A 19,763-nucleotide genomic window follows, 5' to 3' on the forward strand; every position below is an offset into this window, starting at 1 on the left:
ATATATCACACCTTGAATTTCGAAGTCAATACATGAAGACGATTTCAAAGCCGGTGATCCTGGCTTTCGCCGATGCGCTCCCCCGTAGTGGTGCCCATCTGGCGCGAAACGGGCCGGCCTGCGCAAAATGACGGTGCAAATATAAAAACCCGCGAACTCGCGGGCTTGTGCCGTCTTTATTCCGGCGCGAACAGCTTCCTTAAATAATCGTTCAGGAACAGGCCGTCCGGGTCCGCTTGCTTGCGAATCTCCCGAAACGCCTCCCACTTCGGGTACAGGCCTGCAAGTTCCCGCGCCGTGCGGGTATGCATTTTGCCCCAATGCGGTCGGCCGCCGTGTTTGCGGAAAATGTCCTCGACATCCCGGAAATAGGCCTTATGCTCCATCCCTTTGTACATATGCACGGCAATATACGCGGAATCGCGGCCGTAGGCCGGGCTGAGCCATATGTCGTCGCCTTTGACGTAGCGGCATTCGACTGGGAAATGCACCGCATGTTTTTCCGCCGCCACCTTGGCCCGGATTTCGCGGACAACTTCCTCCATCCGCTCCGCCGGCACGCTGCATTCCATTTCATTGAAACGCACGAGCCGCTGCGTGGCAAAAAGCTCATGGCTGTACGCCACGTTCTCGCCCGTAGGGACGAACCGCGCCGACAACCGGCTGACCGGCTTGCACAGTCCCGGCAGGATGCGGCAGCCTTCCGACATCATGCCGAAAAAGGCGTTTTCCATCACCAGCTGATTGACCTGCTGCCAAAACCGGCTTTCGGACGGCTTTTCATCCGTTTCATCCAACAGCTTCACCTGGACGGTATCGGTATGGGGGAACCAAAAAAATTCGAAATGGTCATGCCGGTCCCGGAGCTCTGCCAGCCTTTCGAAACATTCGTCCATGGACAGGCGCATGCTTCTATAGTGAAGCACCGTTCGGGGAACGACGCGGATGCGGACCTTCACCACGATCCCCAGCATCCCGAGCGAAACCTGAAGCGCCTTGAACAGCTCGCGGTTCTGTGCCTCGCTGCATGTCAGCAGCTCGCCGGACACCGTCACTACCTGGGCTTCCAGCAGCTGCGTCGATAGAGAACCGAACCTTATTCCCGTTCCGTGCGTTCCGGTTCCGATCGCGCCCCCGATCGACTGGACGTCGATGTCGCCGAGGTTTTCCTGCGCCCAGCCCTGCTTGTGCAGCGCTTCGCTGATGTCCTTTAGTCTCGTCCCCGCCCAGATCCAGACGCTGCGCGTGCTTTCGTCCACCGGCTCGACGCCGGCCAGGTGGTCCAGCGAAAGCAGGACGTCCCCGGTCTCGACCAGCGGCGTAAAGGAATGCCCTGCCCCGATGACGCGGATGCCTTTGCCTTCCTTGGCGCAGGACTGGACCAAAGCCGCGATTTCATCGACCCCGGTCGGATACGCGACATGCCTTGGCATGGTGCGGACGGTTCCCGACCAGTTCCTCCATACCTTCCGGTTTTCGTTCAAAGAAAGCATTGTCCATCCCCCCGGTACGTCGTGATTTTTTCAACGATTTTGCCTTTCGATACGCCGTACAAATGATTGAACCGTTCGCATAACTCCCCGGCCTTCGCATGCCGGAAAAAAACCGGATCGCCCAGCGTGAGCGGCTCCTCCCCTTCGTACTTTACGGGAGTTTGCACTTCCCCCGCGCCTTCCAGCGGCATCAGGGACGCGCCTGCCGGCAAATAAGGTTTCGGCAGCTTATCTTTGCCGGCGGCTCCCGAAGCCGTATATCCGCCCCCGAGACAGGTATACAACTGTTTGCTAGGCTGGCGCACGATTTCAACGGCGAAACCCGCCGAGGGCAGATAACGGAAATCTTTGTAATTGTCGAATAACGCCGGCGCAAAGAACCCGGAGCCGACCGTCACCTCCGTCACCGCTTCCTCCAGGACCGTCGTATGCAAGCTTCCCGTGCCGCCGCCGTTTACGAAACGCAGAGGCGCCCCCAACGCGTCTTCGATCATGGCGACCAGCGCCGCCCTTTTGCCTGCGACCTGCCGGACGGATCGCCGCTTCAGCGTCTGCACCAGCCTGTTTTTCGGGCCGCTGTTCGGATAATGGTCGCCTACCCCGGCAATTTGGGCTTCGTACCCCATGACGCCGTCCAGCATCACCATGCGGGAGGAGAGGATTCTCTCCACGACCGGCTCCGCCTCGGCAACGGTCCGGATCGGCGAGCGCCACACGCCGAAATGCAGCCCGGGAACGTCCATCGACATGTCCATGTCGAGACATACGGGGAAACGTACGCCATGCCTCGCCGCGATGCGTTCGAGATGCTCGATATGCGCGATCGAATCGACCATCAGCGTAACCGATTTGCCCCGGCGGATGAGCTCGGCCAGGCCGGACAACGCGGACGGCTCCCACACGGGATAACCCATCACGATATCATCCAATCCCTGTTTTACCAGATATATGGCCTCCTGCGGCGAAAAGCACATCACTCCGCAAAAAACCGGGCTCCGATGAAGTATCCGCTTCAGCAAAGCGACGCTTCGGACCGACTTGGTGGCGATGCGCAGGTTTTTGGCGCCTGCCCGCTTCAGGATGTTCCGGATATTTTCGTCAAACAAATCCAGGTCCACGTAAGCGAAAGGTTTGGGAATGCCCTCAAACGCCTTTTTATAATAGGCATAACCGCGATCCATCTTCTCCCTCCTTCTGAAACGTCTGCCGGCGCGGGCAATAAAACCGGAAAATGGAACGAATGAATGGAAACAAACGTGAGACGCGGCGGATCGAAATCAAGAAAGCGCTGTCATTTCAAAAGAACAAATATGATCTGTTACGTCTTATTAAGGGTATCTAAACGATATGTTCGTTAACTGGAAAATAGGCTTGCGGAGTCGTCGCAATTTGAGGTCGATCGATCAAGTGGTCGTGTGGAAGCGAAAATGATTCTTGAGGCATGTAAATTATCCTTATTTTAGCTGAAAAGGAGAATGCGGGCAATCGGTTCTTTTGGCGTGCTTCCCGCCCGGCACCGGCTGCCCGGAAGTCACGAAGAAGCGGGCTTGCGAATAGGCTATTGCAGCAAACATACGAACCTGATTAGGAGCGATTGCAATGCCTCTTTACGAGCCTCCCGTTCAAGTGCGAACCCTTGCTTATGACGCCCCCGGCATCCGGATCCAGTATCCCCAGGTCGCCGGACTGGCGAGCCCCCAAGCCGAGGAGCGAATCAACCGCGCGATCATCGAGCAGATCCAGGAAATGCAGCGCATCCAGCAGCATGTCCAGACCGGAAGCAACCCGCAAACGACCGGAAATTTCGAAATCAAAACGAACGAACGCGGCATTCTCAGCCTGGTGCTCAGCAACTACACGTATTCAGCTCCCATGGCCCACGGCTATACCGTTGCCAAGGGATTGACCTTCAACTCCCGCACCGGCGCTTCTTATGCGTTGGCCGACCTGTTCCAGCCCGGCTCGAACTATCAAGCGAAGCTGACGTCGGAGATCAACGCCCAGATCCGCAAAAGGAACCTCCCCATGCTGGAAGGAACGACGGTAACGGTCCAGCCGACCCAAGATTATTATGTGGCCGATAAAACGCTCGTCGTGTTTTACCCGCTGTATTCGATTGCGCCCTATTATGCGGGATTTCCGATGTTTCCGGTGTCGGTCTACGACCTGCAGAACATCGCAGCCGAAAAAGGACCGCTTACGGTGCTCGCGGCGGATATCGCTTAATGCGAAAGCGGCAGCCCCGGCAAGGATGTAAACACGCCAAAAAAGCCGCCCTATACCGCCGGAAACGGCGGTGCAGGCAGCTTTTGCAGGTTGCATCGGCTTTCTAGCTTCCATGAAACTGCTTATTTGACGCCATTATAGACGAAAGCTTTGATAATTTGGCGCTGCGACAAGAAAAACACGACGAGAATCGGCGCCACGAGAATCAGGTTGCCCGCCATCAAAATATTCCACGTGCCCACGCCTTCGACCTCGCGGATTTTGGCGATGCCGATCGGCAGCGTTCTGGCGGTTTCGTTCGTCGTCATGACCAGCGGCCAGAAATAATCGTTCCAGTGGGCGATAAAGCTGAACAAGGCGAACGTGACAAGCACCGGCTTCACCATCGGCACCATGATCCGGACGATGATTTTCCACTCCTTCGCCTGATCCAGCCTTGCCGCTTCGATCAATTCGTCGGAAATTTGCCGGAACGCCTGCCGCAGCAGGAAGATGCCGAAGGCGCTTGACGCGAATGGCAAAATGAGGCCCAGATGGGTGTTGAGCAGCTTGAAGGCGCTCAGCTCCAGATAGACGGGCAGGAAGATCAACTGGCTCGGAATCATCAGCGTCACCATGACGATGCTGAACAAAAAGCCCGATCCGGCAAACTTATATCTGGCAAACGCATAGGATGCCGGAATGATCGTCAACATTTGCAGCAAAAGGATGCTTACGGCGATGATGACGCTGTTCGTAATGTAATGCAGGAACGGCCCCGTGTTCCAGGCGTCGACGTAGTTTTTCCAGACGGGATTCCGCGGAATCCACTCCGGCGGAAAGATCATCGTCTCCGGCAACGTTTTGAGCGACGTGGACAGCATCCAGACAAACGGCAGGGCAAAAATGAGCACCAGCAGCAGAAGTCCGGCAGCGTTCGCAAGGCGGAGCACGACGTTCATGATCGTGCGCAGCAGAGCCCGTCTCGACCGGATCCCGTTCATGGGGGTGCCGGCGGCTGCACGGATCGGGCCTTCGATGGCGCGGTTTGCGGCTTTCAAGCGTTACACCTCTTTCTTAACGGTAATGAACCCGGTTCGACAGCAGTTTGAAGTAGATGATCGTCAGGATGCCGACAATGACCAGCAAAATGACGCCTGCCGCGGAAGCATACCCGATTTTAAAGAACCGGAAGCCGTATTCGTAAATGTAGTACACAAGCGTGTTCGTGGAATTGACCGGCCCGCCCTGAGTCATGATGGCGATCGTTTCGAACACTTGGAAGGAACCGATCATGTTGATGATGACCAGGAAAAAGATCGTCGGCGACAGCATCGGCAAAATCAGCTTCGTAAACGTCGTCCACGGCCGGGAGCGGTCCAGGGAAGCCGCCTCGTAAATATCGGCGGGAATGCTCTGCAGACCGGCGATAAACACCAGCGTGTTGTACCCGATGCCTTTCCATACCGCGACGATGACCAGCGAGACGAGCGAGGTGCTCGGGTGAGACAGCCATTGCAGCTTTCCGAAGCCGAACAAGCCGATCACCCAATTGAGCAGCCCGTATTCCGGATCCATTAGCCAGCTCCACAGCAGCGAAATGGACACGAGCGAAATGATATGCGGGCTGAAAATCGCCCCCTGCACGATGCCGTAAAAGAAATTGCCGCGGTTAAGCCACAAGGCCAGCAGCAGCGACAACGCCGTCGTCAGCGTAACCGTCAAAACCGTGTAAACGGTCGTATTGGAAAGCACCTGCATGAATTCCGGTTCGGACAACAAATCCACGAAATTTTGAATCCCGACGAACGTTTTCGTCGGACTGATGAAATTCCAGTCGTAGAAGCTCAAATAAATCATGTAGAAGATCGGATAAATGAAAAACAGCGAAAAAATGATGATGGCCGGAGCAACCATGCCGTAGGGACGAAGTTTATGCCAAACCGTCATACGATCGCGCCCCCGGCAATAAGTGCCCTCTCCTGTATCCCGGCCCCGTATATTCTGCCGCCGTCCGGACCGAAATAATAAAGCTGGTCATGCGGAACGGCTACGGTTACCGCGTCCGCAGGCTCCAGCGGCTTCAGGAAGGTTTTGACGAAAAACGTTCCGGCATCCGAACCGATTTGGTAAATATTCTCCGCGCCCAGGCTCTCGCGGGTCAGGATGTCCCCTTTCAGGACAAACCCTTCCACCGGGCGTTCGGGGTTCAGCAGCCCCTGCTCGGGCCGGAAACCGACGTAACCGACCGGACGGTCCGAGCGGATGTTCAGACCTTTCATGAGCTGCATGTCAATGATATTCATCGCGGGCGTGCCGATAAATTGGGCGGTAAACAGGTTGGCCGGGTCCTGGTAAAGCTTCATCGGCGAGTCCGCCTGCTGGATCGCTCCCTTGTTCATGACGACGATTTCGTCTCCCATCGACATCGCCTCCACCTGATCGTGGGTCACGTAGACGAATGTCGTACCCAGCCGCTTGTGAAGCTGGATCAGCTCCGTCCGCATTTGATTGCGCAGCTTGGCGTCCAGATTGGAGAGCGGCTCGTCGAGAATGAATACCTTCGGCTTTTTCACCATGGCGCGCGCGAGCGCGACCCGTTGGCGCTGCCCGCCGGAAAGGTTTTGCGGCTTTTTGTCCAGGAAAGGGGCGAGCCCGACGATCTCCGAAATGTCCTTGACGAGCTTATCGCGCTCGTTTCGGGGCACGCCCCTGTTTTTCAGTCCGAACTCGATGTTGCCGCGGACGGTCATGGTCGGATACAGCGCATAGTTTTGGAATACCATGGCGACGTCCCGCATGCCGGGCGGCGTATCGTTCACGCACGTATCGTCGATCCAAATTTCTCCCCCGCTTTGCTTCTCCAGACCGGCAACCATGCGCAGCGTGGTCGATTTGCCGCAGCCCGAGGGTCCGACCAGCACCGTAAAAGAACCGTCTTTGATCTCCAGGTTCAAATCCTGAATCACCGTTTCATCCTTGAATGTTTTGCTGATTCCTTTTAGCAGGATTCGTGCCATACATGCATCTCCTCCTTCGTTTTCCGCTTGTTCAGGGCACGCAAGAGCCATTCCAGTTCGTCAAGCGTCGTCAGCCGCAAATCCCATGCCTCGGCGTCGCGGCTTGGATACGGGGAAATGAAGCAGGTTCTGCCCCCGATCCGCTTCGCCGGATGCAAATCGTTCCACGGGTTGTCGCCGACCGACAAAATCTCATCCGCTTGGTATCCCTGCCGCAGCAAGGAAGCCAAATAAGCGTCCAGCCCCGCCGGCTTTCCCGCCCCGCAGCAAATTTCATCGAAAACATGCCCGATTCGCATAAACTCCAGAAATTCGGCGCCCGATGCCTGATGGGTATTGGTCATGAGCACTCTTTTTTCCACGCCGAGCTCTCCGATCGCCTGCATCAAACCGCTGTGAACCTCGAAGCGGTGCGGAGCAACCAGCATTTCTCGACGCACTCTGTTAAAAGCTTCGTTCAGCTTCACGGCCGGCAGCTTGTATTTATGGCTGAACATGGCCGCAATGCACCACGGATCGCCGATATGAAGCAGTTCCCCGTCCAGGATCGAATCGAATTTGTAAACTTTTTTGCGCATCGGGACGGATGAACCGTCCCATGCATATCCCCGCGCCAATCCGTCCTCCAGCCGAACGACCAGGAGATCGTCTTTCAGATGGTAAAAGTGGCCGAGCCCGAAAAAATGCTCCCCGGACCGAATCGCTTCTGCCATGCAAATGGCTGCCTCCGTATCCGCTTCATGCTCCGTTCCTTCGAGCAGATAACGGATATACCGCTCCATGAAGGTATCTTCCTGATACAACGTGCCGTCCATATCGAAAATAACGACCTTGATCTTTCCCAACCAGTTGTCTTCCGTCATACCGGACATGTTCCTTTCTATTTGCCGAGCAGTTTGTTTGCTTTTTCCGCCGCTTCATTGAGCGCGTCCTGCGCAGTCGTCTTCGGATCGATGATCGCCTTTTCGATCGCATCGCCCAAAATGTCGGCCACTTCCGGATAAGCGTTCTCCATCGGGCGCGGTCTTGCGTATTGAAGCTGGTCGACGGCTACCTTGTACTGCGGATATTGCTTAAAGTGTTCCTGCAGCTCTTCGCTTTCGACCGCGGACGTGCGCGTTGGCAAGTAACCGACGTGTTTGTGCTGGTAAATCGTGTTTTCTTTGGAGGTCATCCACTTGATAAACTCCCATGCCGCTTCCTTCTCTTCGGGTTTGCTCTTCGAGGTCATGACAAGCTGGCAGCCGCCGGTCGGAACGCCGTAATCCTTGTTGGCAGGCATGAACGCCGTTTGCAGCTCAAAGCCGTTGCCCTGGGCGATTTCCAGGCTCTCCGCCACGCCTGCGGTCGATCCGAACTTGAAGGCGGAAATTTGGTTCGCCCAATCCTTGTCCGCGGTCGCTCCGGCCTCATCGCCGACCGGCATTTTGATCAGGCCTTCGCTGGAGAGCTTTTTCCAAAACTCGACCGCCTCGACTCCCGGCGCTTCGTTGAAAGCCGCTTTTTTGCCGTCCTCGCTTAGCATCTGTCCGCCGCTTTGGGCGACCAGCGCCTCGTAAAACCAGATATCCACCGGAACCGTCATGCCGAACTTGCCTTTTGCCTTCAGCACGCGCGAGTATTCCTCCAGCTCCTGCCACGTTTTCGGGCCGGCAGGGTCCAACCCGGCGTCTTTCAGCATCGTCACGTTTTTATACATAATCGGGGTGCTGCGCATAAAAGGAAGCCCGTACAGCTTGCCGTTGACGTAGGCGTTCCCCATCAAACCCGGAATAAAATCGTCCAGCTTGACCTGATCCTTGTCCTTTTCGACGTACGGCGTCAGTTCTTCCAGCATGCCGGAATTGGCGAACACGCCGGTCGAAGCGATCTCGAGATCCGTCACGGCCGGGGCGTTGCCCGCGGCAAACGCGGCCTGCACTTTGGCATGAAGATCGTCATATTTGCCTTGGTGTTCGGCCACGACCTCGTATTTGTCCTGCGATTCGTTAAAGGTTTTGACCATGTGCAGCTTCGCTTCTTCGATTTTGTCCCCGTAGGCGTACCAGTATTTGATGACCACCTTTTTGGCCGGCGCGGCCGCTTCAGCTTTCCCTTCGACTTCGGCTGCATCGCCTCCGCCCGAACCGCAGCCCGCCAAAGACACCGCCATCAACGCCGCAAGCGTAAAAGCCGTTACCTTCTTTTTGAACACAGTCATTCCTCCACCCTTTTTTTTGTAAAATCAGGCCGGAAGCAGCAAAAAGAAACCCGAAAAACGAACGGCAACATGCGTCAGCCGCAGCAGATCAGGTTTCTCCAAGACTCCAACCGGTTTATTTACTTGTCGATACCAGATTAATGGACAACTGTTAAATCTGTTCCCGCGATGCATTAACTTTCGGTCAATTTTCGTTCCGGCATGCCCCACAGCTCCGGCCGGGAAGAAGAAATGGCGGTTGCGCCATGGCTCAGGCAGGCTTCCGCGTGCGCTTCTTCGTACAATAAGCCTCCCGTAATGATGGGGAGCGACGTAAAAGACTTCACCTTGCAAATGATGTCCGGAATCCGGGCTGGCATCAGTTCGATGATATCCGGTTCGGTTTGCGAGAGGCTTTTGGCGATGTTGTCCAATACTTCGCTGTCGACGAGAAAAAACCGCTGGATGGTGAGCAGCCCCATTTTTTTCGCGTTTTTGACGATGTTCGTTTTGGTGGAAATCACCCCGGACGGCCGAATGCTTTTAGCCAAATATTCCAGGCCGTAGTGGTCGGTGCTGAGGCCGCCGATTTTCTCCAGATGCATAAACACGGGCAGGCCGTGTTCCTTGAATACGTTGACGTACCCTTTGACGACGCCGATATGCCCCATCAGCAGAAAAACGCCGCTCAGCTGATCCCGCCGGCGCAAGGCCAGCTCGATATGCCGCGGATCTTTGATGGAAGCGATGCGTCTATGTTTTTCGAGCCCACGGCAAAATTCCTCCTTGGTGATCGCATCCTTCATTGCTGCAGCCTCCTTGGTTCCATTTGCAATTCGCGTCATCATTTCGCTTGTCGACGGCTGTCTTCAATCCTTGTCCCTTCCCATCCATCGTACGCGTTAAAAGTTTCCTTAAGGTAAAACAAGGCGCATCGTTTTGTAAACGTTGGCAGGCAAAAACTTAAGGCTCGGGGAGCCGATCACGAAAAAAAGCCAACGTTTGGGCGGCGTCTGCCTTCGCACGGTTGGCCCATGGTCAAAGGGGCCGTCGACGCCCTCATCAAAAAGCCCGGAAGGTACACCTTCCGGGCTTTGGCTATCCAATATATACAACGGCTCCGCCGCGCCTGTATGCCTTCGGCAATTCCGCTTCAAGCAGCTCCAGCCTGCGCAGCATATGCTCAAGATCATCCCCGTGCATGTTGGCCCGCGCCCATTCCTTTAGCCGGGAGACTTCGCCCAAAACCGCGGGAATGTCCTCCTGCTCCACATCCACGCCGTTCTCGAACAACGCCAGCCACTGAAGGTCCAGATCCGCGATGGCCGGCACCCAGTATTGCCGGTAAAACGACTCCGTCGCGACCGGAATCGTAAAGGAACGCTCGAAATCGTCCACGGGATCCACGATAAAAACCGCGATCGACATTTTATTTCACTCCAAACCGTATCGAAAATGTATAATCCGGAAACTCCTGCCGGAGCCGGTTCAAGCTGTTCTCCGCCGCCTCCCGCAGCGCCGGCGAGTCCCCGTCCAGCTGAAACTCGAAACGCCGGATGCCCCTGATTTGCTCAAGCGTCGGGATTTCCGCCGTTCCGTCCGGCGTCGCCCGCGTTCCCGCCGCTTTTTGAAGATTGTGGATCCGCACCTTCGTTTTCTGGTACAGCTGTTTATCCGTAAACTGCTGCGGCGTCTGCTGCGGTTTGCCCGTTTTCGGGTGGATGCGGTCGAGCCCCTCGGCCGACTTGGCTTCATAGAAAACGCCCTTATCCAAATCGATCCCGTCGATTTCCCCGAGCGGAGAATTCCGGCTGTCGTACAGCTCAACGCCGCGGTATTTCGCTTTGCTCCAGTGAACGTAATCGTCCGCATCGCCGCGCGGAGGATTCTCTTCGGGTTCCTGTCCGGACGGCCGTTCCTCTCCTTCCGGCTTGCGCGGCCTGTTGGGCCATGCCGGCTCAGGCTCCGGCTTCTTCCGCTTCTTCAGCAGCTTCTCCAGCCATTCCTTCAGCTTGCGCCCACCCCGTTTGCCGAAGCTTTCGGCCAGCCTGCCGAACGGAATCCGGCTGAGCGCCAATGCCAGCAGCGCCGAAATGGCATGCTCGGGCGTAAGCAGCCGCTTGGGATCGCGGATGTTTTTGGCGATTTCATGCCCGCCGGCCGGAAGGCTGGCTGCCGTCAAAGCGATGCCGAGCGCCGGCCAGAAGCCGACGAACAGCAGCGACAAGGCAAACGCGCCCAGCACGATCGCACCCTTTTCCCAAAAACCGAGGCGGTCCCACCAATTTTGCAGCGAATCGAACATGCAGGAAAAGCACGCGGAATCCGCAGGTTGAACATGCGCCTGCCCTAAAGCCGCGAATCCCGCCAGCCCGGCAAGCAGGAAAAGCACCACGGCAACGCCGGCGGCCGCCCGGAAATGCTTCAGCATGTCGTCCTGCAGACGCCCGCGGATCGACCGGGCTTCATCGTTTCCGTAAAGCAGCGAAAAACCCATTTCCCTTCGTTCGCGGGTCCATGACATAACGCTTGCGAACCGTTCCCTGCGGGTAAGGAGAGACTCCAGCATGTACCACAGCTCCGATACCGGGGTAATCATCCGTTCGCTCTCCATGCGGGGCAGCCGGCTTTTGACCCGGTTCAAGGCAACGTAATCCAGAATCAGCGCCAGAACCAGCAGCATGAGGAAAATGCCTTTCGTCCGGTATCCGCTGCCGGTCCAATCACTGAGCTTCATCAACCACGCGGGCAAGGAATTCTGTCCATTATAAGCGGCGTGTTCCAGAATGGACCAGGCCAGCAGCAGCGCAGGCAAGGCAAAAATGGCGCCGCCAAGCCGTTTGCGGTAACGGACGGCGAGCCCGATGCCAAGCGTGATCATGCCGGTGTGCACGGGATGGCTGACCGACATGATCGTCGGGAAAATGCTCTCCTCAAAACGCCCGGGGAATAGAGTCCAAACATCCCAATGGATCGTCTCTCCCCCGAGCAGCGTCGTGCTGTAGCCATACGTCCGCCCGATGATGCCCGAGTTCAGCCAACGGCGGGCAAGCTCCTCCATCAGCTGAAAACCGGCGCCGGCCCCCGCTCCCGCAAGCGCGTAATCCGCCAGACTCATGGAGGTGGCGCGGCGCGAAAAAAGCAAAAACAACCCCAGAGGCGCAAGCTTCCATATTTCTTCCGCGATCGGAGTCAGCACCGCTTGGGACCAGGTATCCCTCGTGCTTCCGCCGAATATGCCGTGAGCCGCGAGCAGCGTCAGCGCCGTCAGCGGAATGACAAGAAAGACGCCCAGCAGCATAAACAGCGCCGCTTGCTTCCAGGCCAACGTTTTGCTGCGGCACAACAACCAGAATTGTAGCATCACGTAAAAGGACCACAAGTACTGAACCAGCATCGTGCGCGAATCCCGGTACAAAAACAAGCCGACGATCCACATCAGCAGCGATATCCAGCACCAGATGGCATACAAGGTTCCGAGCCAGGGATAACGCCGCCGTATTCCGCATAACCATCGATATCCCGCTTCCGCGGCGTCTCGGATCCCGCATCGGATCCGCCAGACCGTTTCCGTAACAACCGCCTCCTTTGCCGTAATCCAGCTTTTCATGGGCAGCAGTGCTCTCTCCAAATCATACCCGATGTTGCGCCGTTCATGACACAGGAAATGGTTCGATTTATAAAAACTGGACTTTATTCCTCCAACAAACGAACTACGCGAAGCTACACAGGTTCGTTCGGGCCGGAAACGAGGCGATAGGCGGCCGGCCTGCGCTCCTTTGCGCGTTTAGCGGCCGAAAGCAAAAAAACACCAGCAACAAAATAGCGACCCATGTTTGGCTGGGCCGCTATTTCCTCGTCTCTCTATTTTGCCCGAATCGCCGTTACTACCGAATGAACCCTTTTTCTTCGGCATAGCGATGGGGCTATATCACCTTTTATTTCAAAATCTCCTCGATGCGGTTCAATACGTCTTCGCTCAGTTCCACGCCGGAAGCTTTCGCGTTTTCCGTAACCTGCTCCGGACGGCTGGCGCCAACGAGCGCGCTCGCCACGTTGCCGTTGCGCAAAATCCAGGCCAGCGCCAGGTTGCCCACGGAAATGCCCAGCTCCTTGGCGATGCCTTCAAGCTGTTTGACTTGATTGATTTTTTCTTCGGTGATGCCCTTGCGCATCCATTCGAGCCTTGCCGCGCGGCTGTCCTGCGGAATGTCCGAGGCGGAGGTGTATTTGCCCGTCAGCAGGCCTTGCGCCAGCGGCGAAAACACCACCTGCCCGATGCCGGAACGCTCGCAGAGCGGTATGATTTCTTTTTCGATGTAACGTTGGAACATATTGTACTGCGGCTGATTGACCACGATGCGGTCCAGCAAATAACGGTCGGCTACGCCCAGCGCTTCCGCGATTTGCGAGGCCTGCCATTCGCTGACGCCCGCGTACAACACTTTGCCTTGGCGGATCAAATCATCGATCGCGCGCAGCGTTTCCTCCAAAGGCGTTTCGGGATCATGGCGGTGGCAGTAGAAAATGTCCACATAGTCATGCTTCAAACGCTTCAAGCTGGCATGGACCTGCTCCGTAATATGCTTGCGGGACAAACCGCGGTCGTTCGGACCGTCTCCCATCGGCCAAAACGCTTTCGTGGCGAGCACGTACGACTCACGCGGATACGCTTTCAATGCTTCGCCCACCAGCTCTTCCGCCGCGCCTTTTTCATAAACGTTTGCCGTATCGAAAAAATTGATGCCCAGATCATATGCCGTTTTGATCGAATTGACCGCATTTTCGCGTTCAACGTAACCGCCGTATGTAAGCCAGCTTCCCAAGCTGATTTCGCTCACTTTCAGGCCGCTTCCGCCTAATCTCCGGTATTTCATTGTCCCATTCCTCCTCGAGATCGTTCTGGTTACATTCCCCATTCTATAAAAGTTCGTATCCGATTTAAAGAAGTGAAATGTTTTTCACTTAATTATACGGAGGATATCTAGTATACTTTAATATAGTAGATATCCATGGGAGGTGAACCTTGTGACGACAACGAAAAAGGCCAGCAGCTATATCCCGAAAAATCCGGAATTCATCGAATGCAACATCGAAAAAACGCTGGACGTGCTGGGCGGCAAATGGGCTTTTCTCGTCATCCGCGAGCTGTTTTGCGGAACGCTCCGGTTCGGCGAGCTGCAGCGCCGGATCCCCAGCGTGAGTCCCCGGGCGCTGACAAGCACGCTGCGCCACCTCGAAGAGCAGGGGGTGCTGGAGCGCAAAGTGTTCCCGACGGTGCCGGTGACGGTGGAATATACGCTCACTCCAAAGGGGCAGGATTTGCACGGCATTTGCCATCAAATGAAGCTTTGGGCGGCGCGGTGGACTTAAAAGCCGCGCCCCAGCGGATTGCTCTTCATACCAAAAAAGCGCAGCCGGTATCGGTGCGCTCTTCTGTGAATCGAGGTTCCGTAAACTGAGATGCGGAAGCATCCTCTTATTTCCCATTATACTCCGCGTTGGCTTGATCCAGCATGGACTTCCAGTCTGTGAAGTCGGTCTCTCTGAAGATATGCCGATCAAACAGCTCGTCAGGGATGTTATCGATGTCTTCATACGTCTGGATTTGGAAGCTGCCCTTCTCTACAAACTCCCCAAAACTGTTGAAAGAAGAATGCTTCCGCATAAACGACGCATTAAACAATTCGTTCAGCGGTACATGATTCGGATCTTCCTGAACCATTTTTTGGCCTTGCAGCTCTTTTAGCAGATCGTCAAATGACATTGGTTTATGCTTTCTCAGAATACCACTCCTTATATAGGTCCATCGCCTGTGGCTTCACCGGTTTTTTTCGTCCCCTTACTGGTATAAGGCTTCGGGGCGCTTTTGATCCGGCGGGCTTTAGCATCCCAGCGGGTCCAGCCTTTCTTGCCCGTTCCCCTGCCTGTTCCGCCCTTGCCTTTTGATTTGCTCAAGTGATCACTCCGTTACCGTATAGTGTTCTTGGTATAGTCATATCCAATTCCGCTGATGAATGAACCAGCATGTTGAAATATACACCACTATGGTCCATATGTACATGATACGCACGGAAAGCGAATCATCGGACCTATTCTACTTCATGTTAACCTATTTGACTAATTTTTCCCAGCATGTTATTTTATTTTTGAACTGACCAGTCAGATTAACGGATTGATTTTGCAGGAAAGGTAGATTGAGCTTGAGCAAAGACAAAATTATACGCGCCGCCATCGAAGTGTTTTCCGAAAACGGCTACCACCGCGCCAGCATGGATGAAATCGCCTTGAGGGCCCAAGTGGCCAAAGGAACGCTGTATTATAACTTTCCGGGGAAGTCCGAACTGTTTAAAACGATCGTCAAGCAAGGCTTCGAGGATATCATGCAGCGGACCCAGGCCGACCTGTGCGCCCCCCTTCCGATCAAGGAGCAGATTTTGCGGGTCATCCGCCATCATCTGGATTTTTTTCTGGAGTCGCGCCATTTTTCGCATATCGTGTTTAACGAGCTGTCGAACGGGATCGAGCAGGATGTCCTGGATGAGCTGAAGCAGCTCCGGCGGGAGCATCTCCGCTTTTTGGCGTCCATCTTGGAGGAAGGCCAATGCGAAGGGAACCTGATCCGCGACGTGGATGCGAATTTGGCGGCGGCAAGCATCGTCGGCACGCTGGAGAGCACCTGCAACTATTACCTGAGCCATCCGGACGAATATTCCCGCGATGATCTGGAGCATTTTGTCTTTACCATGGTAACGAAAGGCCTGTTTATCTCGATCGATTAGCCAGGCCTTCTTTTTTAAGGGTTTAAAACTGACCAGTCAGTTCAAAAAATCTTCAAAAGAAAGCGACGGTGTTACGCATGGAATGGAATGAAAACGGTCTGCTGCCTTTGGAATGGTTTAAGCAAATGCGCAACGGCTCTCCTGTCGTTCAGTCCGAAGGGACTGGACTTTGGAGCGTTTTTAAGTACGAGGACGTTAAATACGTCTTCACGAATTACGAAATCTTCTCTTCCCAAGGGTCCCCGTCGTCGGAAGATCCGCTCGAATCGAGCATCTTGCGCCAGGACCCGCCGAAGCACCGTCAGCTGCGCAAGCTGGTTTCGCAGGCGTTCACCCCGCGCGTGGTCGAATCCCTTGCCCCGAAAATCCAAGCGATCACGGACGCCCTTCTTGACGAAGCCGAACAAAAGAGCCGGATGGATGCGATCGCGGATTTGGCCAGCCCGCTCCCGATCACCGTCATCGCCGAAATGCTCGGGGTATCGATGGAACACAGGGAGAAGTTCAAGGAATGGTCGGATGCCCTCGTCGGCGACCATCCCGAAGCCTATTACGCCTGCCAGCGGGAGATGAGCGCCTATTTTGCGGACATCGCCGAAGACCGCAGGCGGCATCCGCAGGACGATTTGATCACCAAGCTGGTGCAGGCACGCATCGAAAACGAGCATTTGACCGATATGGAGATCATCGGGTTTTGCATCCTGCTGCTCGTGGCCGGCAACGAAACGACGACCAACCTGATCGCCTCCGCCATGCTGGCCGTCGACAGTCTCCCGGAGGTGCGCTCGCAGCTGCTTGAAGACCCCGGATTGATTCCGGGCGCCATCGAGGAAACGTTCCGTTATTTCTCCCCGGTGCAGCTCATGTTCCGTCAAGTGAAGCAGGATACGGAGCTGCGCGGGCAGCAGCTGAAGCAGGGACAATTCGTCCACATCTGGATGGCATCGGCGAACCATGATGAAGAAGTGTTCGAGCACCCGGAACAATTCAACATTCACCGGAATCCTAATCCGCATCTGGGTCTGGGCAGCGGCATCCACTACTGCCTCGGTTCGCAGCTCGCCCGGATGGAATCGAAAATCGCCATCGAAACGCTGCTGAGGCGCTTCCCGGATTTCCGCCGCGACCGTTCGGCGGCGCTCGTGCGCCAGGAAAGCACGATGATGTTTGCGCTGAAGGAGCTGCCGGTGATTTTGAAATGACGCGGTCCGAGAGGGCACTCATATTTTTCATATAAAAAAATCGCGCATCCTGCCCGGAAGCAGACATGCGCGATTTTTTGCGCTCAAAGCGAGTTTAGAAGTTAAAATTGTCCGGATCGGCACCAAAACGGCGGTTTTCGTTCAACCCGTTGATTTGCTCCATTTCGTCCGCCGTCAATTCGAAATCGAAAATGTCGGCATTTTCGACGATCCGCTTCGGATTGACCGATTTCGGAATCGTCACGATTTCATTTTGAATGTCCCAGCGAAGGATGACCTGCGCCGTGGATTTGCCGTATTTTGCGCCGATGGTGTTCAGCACTTCGTTATCGAGCAGATGCCCTTGCGCCAACGGAGCCCAGGCTTCGATCTGGATGCCTTGCGATTTGCAGTATTCGCGCAGCTCGGCCTGGTTCAGCAGCGGATGCAGCTCCACCTGGTTGACGGCAGGCTTCACGCTCGCATCCTTCATCAAATCCTCCAGGTGGTGGATATGGAAGTTGGATACCCCGATCGAACGGACTTTTCCGTCCTGCTGCAGCTTCTCGAGCGCCCGCCACGTGTCTTTGTATTTTCCTTTGACCGGCCAGTGCACCAAATAAAGATCCACGTAATCCAGTCCCAGTTTATTGATGCTTGTTTCAAAAGCTTTCAACGTGCTCTCGTATCCCTGATCCGAGTTCCACACTTTGGTCGTAATAAACAATTCCTCGCGCGGAACGCCCGATTCCCGAACCGCTTGCCCAACGCCTTCCTCATTGCCGTAAAGCGCAGCCGTGTCGATGCTCCGGTAGCCGTGGGCTATCGCCGTTTTGACGGAATCGACCACTTCCTGGCCTTCCTGCACCTTGTATACGCCCAGCCCAAACCATGGCATGGCATGGCCGCTGTTCAAGGTTGCCTTCGATTGAAGATTTTTCATGAAAAGACGCCTCCTTCGGATGATTCAGTGAGGGATGTCCAAAGACACCCGGTACAACCCAAGATAAACCAGCGGCGCGCCAAAGTCAAAACCATGTCATGCATCCCCGCCTTAGGACTTGCAGAAAGAGGTTTTTGGGCTTGAAAAATAGACCTATCGTACAGAGACCCGAAGGAGTTGCTATAATAGATTGAACCATTGGGTAGATCCGCTTTTTCTTGCCGCGTCAATCCTGGGCTAAACTTTCTTTTGAAACCCATCAAAAAAAGAAAAAAAGGAGCTTAAACCACATGCAAAGAAGCTTGAAAGGCGACGTGATTTCTACGGCCGAAAGTTTTGCCGCCAATTTCGCAGACCGGGGGAATTTTGATTTCGGCGTGGAAAGCCTGCGCTTGCTGGACGATCTTTTAGAGGAAATCCGCGATTTTGTGACGGACGACGAGCACTTGGATTCCGTATGTTCCATGGCGGGATGTTATGTTTTCGAGGTGGCCCGGCGGAATTGCGGCGGGGAATATTATTGGGCGGCGGAAAAAGAGCAACCCGTTCTGGTTACCGGGGAGCCTGCTTTTTCGATCTCGATCTTCGCTTTCGACAAAGTGAGGGGAAGAATCGTCAACGGCAGCGAGGACAATATCCCTTTTTATTTTGACGGGTATGTCGACGCCGTGGAGGAAGGAAAAAAGACGGGGTACTGCGCGACGATCGTGTAGAAATTTTCTGCAACAGTGACGAACGATGTTCCGCAAGCGTTTAGCTAAAAATGCCGATCATCGGCTGCATTTTTCTTTTTCTCTTCAACGGAAACCTGTTATAGATTCATGACCACCTTAAAAGAGCTGCATTCCAAAAATACGCTGGCATAACATGCCTGGGAGGCGGAAGCATGATCCTTGCAAAAGAGCTCGACCAGATCGAGTCGCTCATGGCCTCATTCGCAAAGCCCTGGTTCATTGCCGGGGGCTGGACGATCGATTTGGCCGTCGGAGAAGCGACGCGAAGCCATAAAGATATGGATATTTGCATTTTCAGAGAGGATTTGGAGTACGCGCTCTGCTTCTTCAAAGATTGGGACATCAACGTAGCCATTCCCGGCGAACACAGGCTGGGGCCGGTCCGTCATTCGGGAGATGTTGAACTGCCGAGGTATTGTCTGCATTTGTTCAAAGGCTCGGATTTTCTCGAAATTCTGCTGACCGAACGAAACCAAGAGCAAGTCATTTTCCGTAAAAACCGGAACATCACCATGCTACTCGACGACTTTGCGATGGGCAACTCGCCTCGGCCTTACGTCAATCCGGCGTGGCAGCTGCTGTTCAAAAGCCTGGGCACGCGGCCGGAAGACGAGCACGACTTTCGCGTCTATTTGGAGCGGAGCGATGATCGTCGATCAAAAGCGTGGCTGCTGGAGCATCTGATCCAGGCGGGCGGGAACAAGCTGTGGGTTGAGGCGCTGAAGGATGATTTGGAACAGGAGAATGGCGCATAAATCACATCCAAATACATACCGCCTCCAATCCATTTTGCGTCTGCATCATGAAAAAGAGGCGGTATTTTTAACTGGCATATTTAAACGTACATACTCCACGCATGTACCGCTCTCCGCCGATTTTCACGCTATCTTCCGAAATTTCTGCGATCCGCCCGGCGCCGACGAGTTCATTCCCGATAAAAACGACGATCGGCACGCGTTCAGCCATCGCGGTATACAGGTGCAGCGAAGAGGTCAGCGGCTTCATAAAACGGCTCATTTCGATCACCTCGCATATGCTTCCCTAAATTCTACCATAAGCGCGCCCTCTTGTCGCAGTTTGAGGCTGGCGGCAGACGGCCATCGACCGTAACGGTCTGACACGAATCCTGCTTTCCCCTAACGTTTAGCCGGGGATATTTTCGTTTTTATTTCGATAGAGGACAAAGAAAAAGCGTGCACCGAAAGCCGAGACTTTCTGTGCACGCT

General features: G+C 54.9%; 21 protein-coding genes. 6 read left to right on the forward strand and 15 right to left on the reverse strand.

Annotated elements, in window-relative coordinates; translation table 11 throughout:
- Window positions 1-176: 176 nt before the first annotated feature.
- Window positions 177-1,493, reverse strand: a complete 1,317-nt coding sequence (locus AC27KL_RS20430) for a D-arabinono-1,4-lactone oxidase (protein WP_487170835.1) — start codon at window positions 1,491-1,493, stop codon at window positions 177-179.
- Window positions 1,481-2,674 carry an amino acid deaminase/aldolase gene (locus AC27KL_RS20435; RefSeq protein ID WP_487170836.1) on the reverse strand — a complete coding sequence of 398 codons (1,194 nt, stop codon included), beginning with the start codon at window positions 2,672-2,674 and terminating at the stop codon, window positions 1,481-1,483. Before AC27KL_RS20435 ends, AC27KL_RS20430 begins: the two co-directional genes overlap by 13 nt.
- 418 nt (window positions 2,675-3,092) lie before the next feature.
- On the opposite strand from AC27KL_RS20435, the gene AC27KL_RS20440 reads away from it, so the two are divergent.
- Window positions 3,093-3,719, forward strand: a complete 627-nt coding sequence (locus tag AC27KL_RS20440) for a DUF3298 and DUF4163 domain-containing protein (RefSeq protein ID WP_487170837.1) — start codon at window positions 3,093-3,095, stop codon at window positions 3,717-3,719.
- A 122-nt stretch (window positions 3,720-3,841) separates the two neighbouring features.
- Here the strand turns inward: AC27KL_RS20440 and AC27KL_RS20445 are convergent, their stop codons facing one another.
- The 9 genes from AC27KL_RS20445 to AC27KL_RS20485 all read right to left on the reverse strand — a co-directional run bounded on the left by AC27KL_RS20445 (window position 3,842) and on the right by AC27KL_RS20485 (window position 13,774).
- Window positions 3,842-4,660 carry a carbohydrate ABC transporter permease gene (locus tag AC27KL_RS20445; protein ID WP_487170967.1) on the reverse strand — a complete coding sequence of 273 codons (819 nt, stop codon included), beginning with the start codon at window positions 4,658-4,660 and terminating at the stop codon, window positions 3,842-3,844.
- Window positions 4,661-4,775: 115 nt separating this feature from the next.
- Window positions 4,776-5,648 carry a carbohydrate ABC transporter permease gene (locus tag AC27KL_RS20450; protein WP_036713404.1) on the reverse strand — a complete coding sequence of 291 codons (873 nt, stop codon included), beginning with the start codon at window positions 5,646-5,648 and terminating at the stop codon, window positions 4,776-4,778.
- Window positions 5,645-6,718, reverse strand: a complete 1,074-nt coding sequence (locus AC27KL_RS20455; protein ID WP_487170838.1) for an ABC transporter ATP-binding protein — start codon at window positions 6,716-6,718, stop codon at window positions 5,645-5,647. The genes AC27KL_RS20450 and AC27KL_RS20455 overlap by 4 nt, the downstream gene beginning before the upstream one ends.
- A complete protein-coding gene (locus AC27KL_RS20460; RefSeq protein WP_487170839.1) occupies window positions 6,700-7,581 on the reverse strand; it encodes an HAD family hydrolase in 882 nt (293 codons plus the stop codon). Before AC27KL_RS20460 ends, AC27KL_RS20455 begins: the two co-directional genes overlap by 19 nt.
- 17 nt (window positions 7,582-7,598) lie before the next feature.
- Window positions 7,599-8,912 carry an ABC transporter substrate-binding protein gene (locus AC27KL_RS20465; protein ID WP_487170840.1) on the reverse strand — a complete coding sequence of 438 codons (1,314 nt, stop codon included), beginning with the start codon at window positions 8,910-8,912 and terminating at the stop codon, window positions 7,599-7,601.
- 179 nt (window positions 8,913-9,091) lie between these two features.
- Complete coding sequence (locus AC27KL_RS20470; protein WP_487170841.1) at window positions 9,092-9,703, reverse strand: glycerol-3-phosphate responsive antiterminator; 612 nt, start codon at window positions 9,701-9,703, stop codon at window positions 9,092-9,094.
- A 292-nt stretch (window positions 9,704-9,995) separates the two neighbouring features.
- Window positions 9,996-10,325, reverse strand: coding sequence for a hypothetical protein (locus AC27KL_RS20475; RefSeq protein WP_487170842.1), 330 nt, complete (start codon window positions 10,323-10,325; stop codon window positions 9,996-9,998).
- A 1-nt stretch (window position 10,326) separates the two neighbouring features.
- On the reverse strand, window positions 10,327-12,507 hold the full coding sequence (locus AC27KL_RS20480) for a PrsW family glutamic-type intramembrane protease (protein ID WP_487170843.1): 2,181 nt from the start codon (window positions 12,505-12,507) through the stop codon (window positions 10,327-10,329).
- A 328-nt stretch (window positions 12,508-12,835) separates the two neighbouring features.
- Window positions 12,836-13,774 carry an aldo/keto reductase family protein gene (locus AC27KL_RS20485; RefSeq protein ID WP_487170844.1) on the reverse strand — a complete coding sequence of 313 codons (939 nt, stop codon included), beginning with the start codon at window positions 13,772-13,774 and terminating at the stop codon, window positions 12,836-12,838.
- A 151-nt stretch (window positions 13,775-13,925) separates the two neighbouring features.
- Here AC27KL_RS20485 and AC27KL_RS20490 point away from each other — a divergent pair, with 151 nt between their 5' ends.
- Window positions 13,926-14,270 (forward strand): winged helix-turn-helix transcriptional regulator, encoded by a 345-nt coding sequence (locus tag AC27KL_RS20490; protein WP_036713408.1) that lies wholly within the window; start codon window positions 13,926-13,928, stop codon window positions 14,268-14,270.
- Between the two features lie 106 nt (window positions 14,271-14,376).
- Here AC27KL_RS20490 and AC27KL_RS20495 read toward each other — a convergent pair whose 3' ends face one another.
- Window positions 14,377-14,664: a hypothetical protein gene (locus AC27KL_RS20495; RefSeq protein ID WP_036713409.1), complete on the reverse strand. Its 288-nt coding sequence runs from the start codon at window positions 14,662-14,664 to the stop codon at window positions 14,377-14,379.
- A 29-nt stretch (window positions 14,665-14,693) separates the two neighbouring features.
- Window positions 14,694-14,855: a DUF3934 family protein gene (locus AC27KL_RS20500; protein ID WP_081992626.1), complete on the reverse strand. Its 162-nt coding sequence runs from the start codon at window positions 14,853-14,855 to the stop codon at window positions 14,694-14,696.
- Between the two features lie 245 nt (window positions 14,856-15,100).
- Between AC27KL_RS20500 and AC27KL_RS20505 the strand changes: the two genes are divergently transcribed.
- Together AC27KL_RS20505 and AC27KL_RS20510 are read left to right on the forward strand one after the other, a co-directional pair.
- Window positions 15,101-15,679 carry a TetR/AcrR family transcriptional regulator gene (locus AC27KL_RS20505; protein WP_036713423.1) on the forward strand — a complete coding sequence of 193 codons (579 nt, stop codon included), beginning with the start codon at window positions 15,101-15,103 and terminating at the stop codon, window positions 15,677-15,679.
- Between the two features lie 77 nt (window positions 15,680-15,756).
- Entirely contained in the window at window positions 15,757-16,881 is a 1,125-nt protein-coding gene (locus AC27KL_RS20510; protein WP_487170845.1) for a cytochrome P450, read from the forward strand.
- A gap of 94 nt (window positions 16,882-16,975) precedes the next feature.
- Here the strand turns inward: AC27KL_RS20510 and AC27KL_RS20515 are convergent, their stop codons facing one another.
- The gene (locus tag AC27KL_RS20515) at window positions 16,976-17,803 is read right to left on the reverse strand and encodes an aldo/keto reductase (protein WP_339323628.1); all 828 of its coding nucleotides are present in this window, start codon (window positions 17,801-17,803) and stop codon (window positions 16,976-16,978) included.
- Window positions 17,804-18,093: 290 nt separating this feature from the next.
- Here AC27KL_RS20515 and AC27KL_RS20520 point away from each other — a divergent pair, with 290 nt between their 5' ends.
- Both AC27KL_RS20520 and AC27KL_RS20525 read left to right on the forward strand, forming a co-directional pair.
- On the forward strand, window positions 18,094-18,516 hold the full coding sequence (locus AC27KL_RS20520) for a hypothetical protein (RefSeq protein WP_487170846.1): 423 nt from the start codon (window positions 18,094-18,096) through the stop codon (window positions 18,514-18,516).
- A gap of 173 nt (window positions 18,517-18,689) precedes the next feature.
- A complete protein-coding gene (locus AC27KL_RS20525) occupies window positions 18,690-19,292 on the forward strand; it encodes a nucleotidyltransferase domain-containing protein (protein WP_487170847.1) in 603 nt (200 codons plus the stop codon).
- Window positions 19,293-19,359: 67 nt separating this feature from the next.
- Here the strand turns inward: AC27KL_RS20525 and AC27KL_RS20530 are convergent, their stop codons facing one another.
- Complete coding sequence (locus AC27KL_RS20530) at window positions 19,360-19,554, reverse strand: hypothetical protein (RefSeq protein ID WP_246537348.1); 195 nt, start codon at window positions 19,552-19,554, stop codon at window positions 19,360-19,362.
- Window positions 19,555-19,763: the final 209 nt, after the last annotated feature.

The sequence above is a fragment of the Paenibacillus sp. YAE3 genome, from assembly GCF_057546105.1.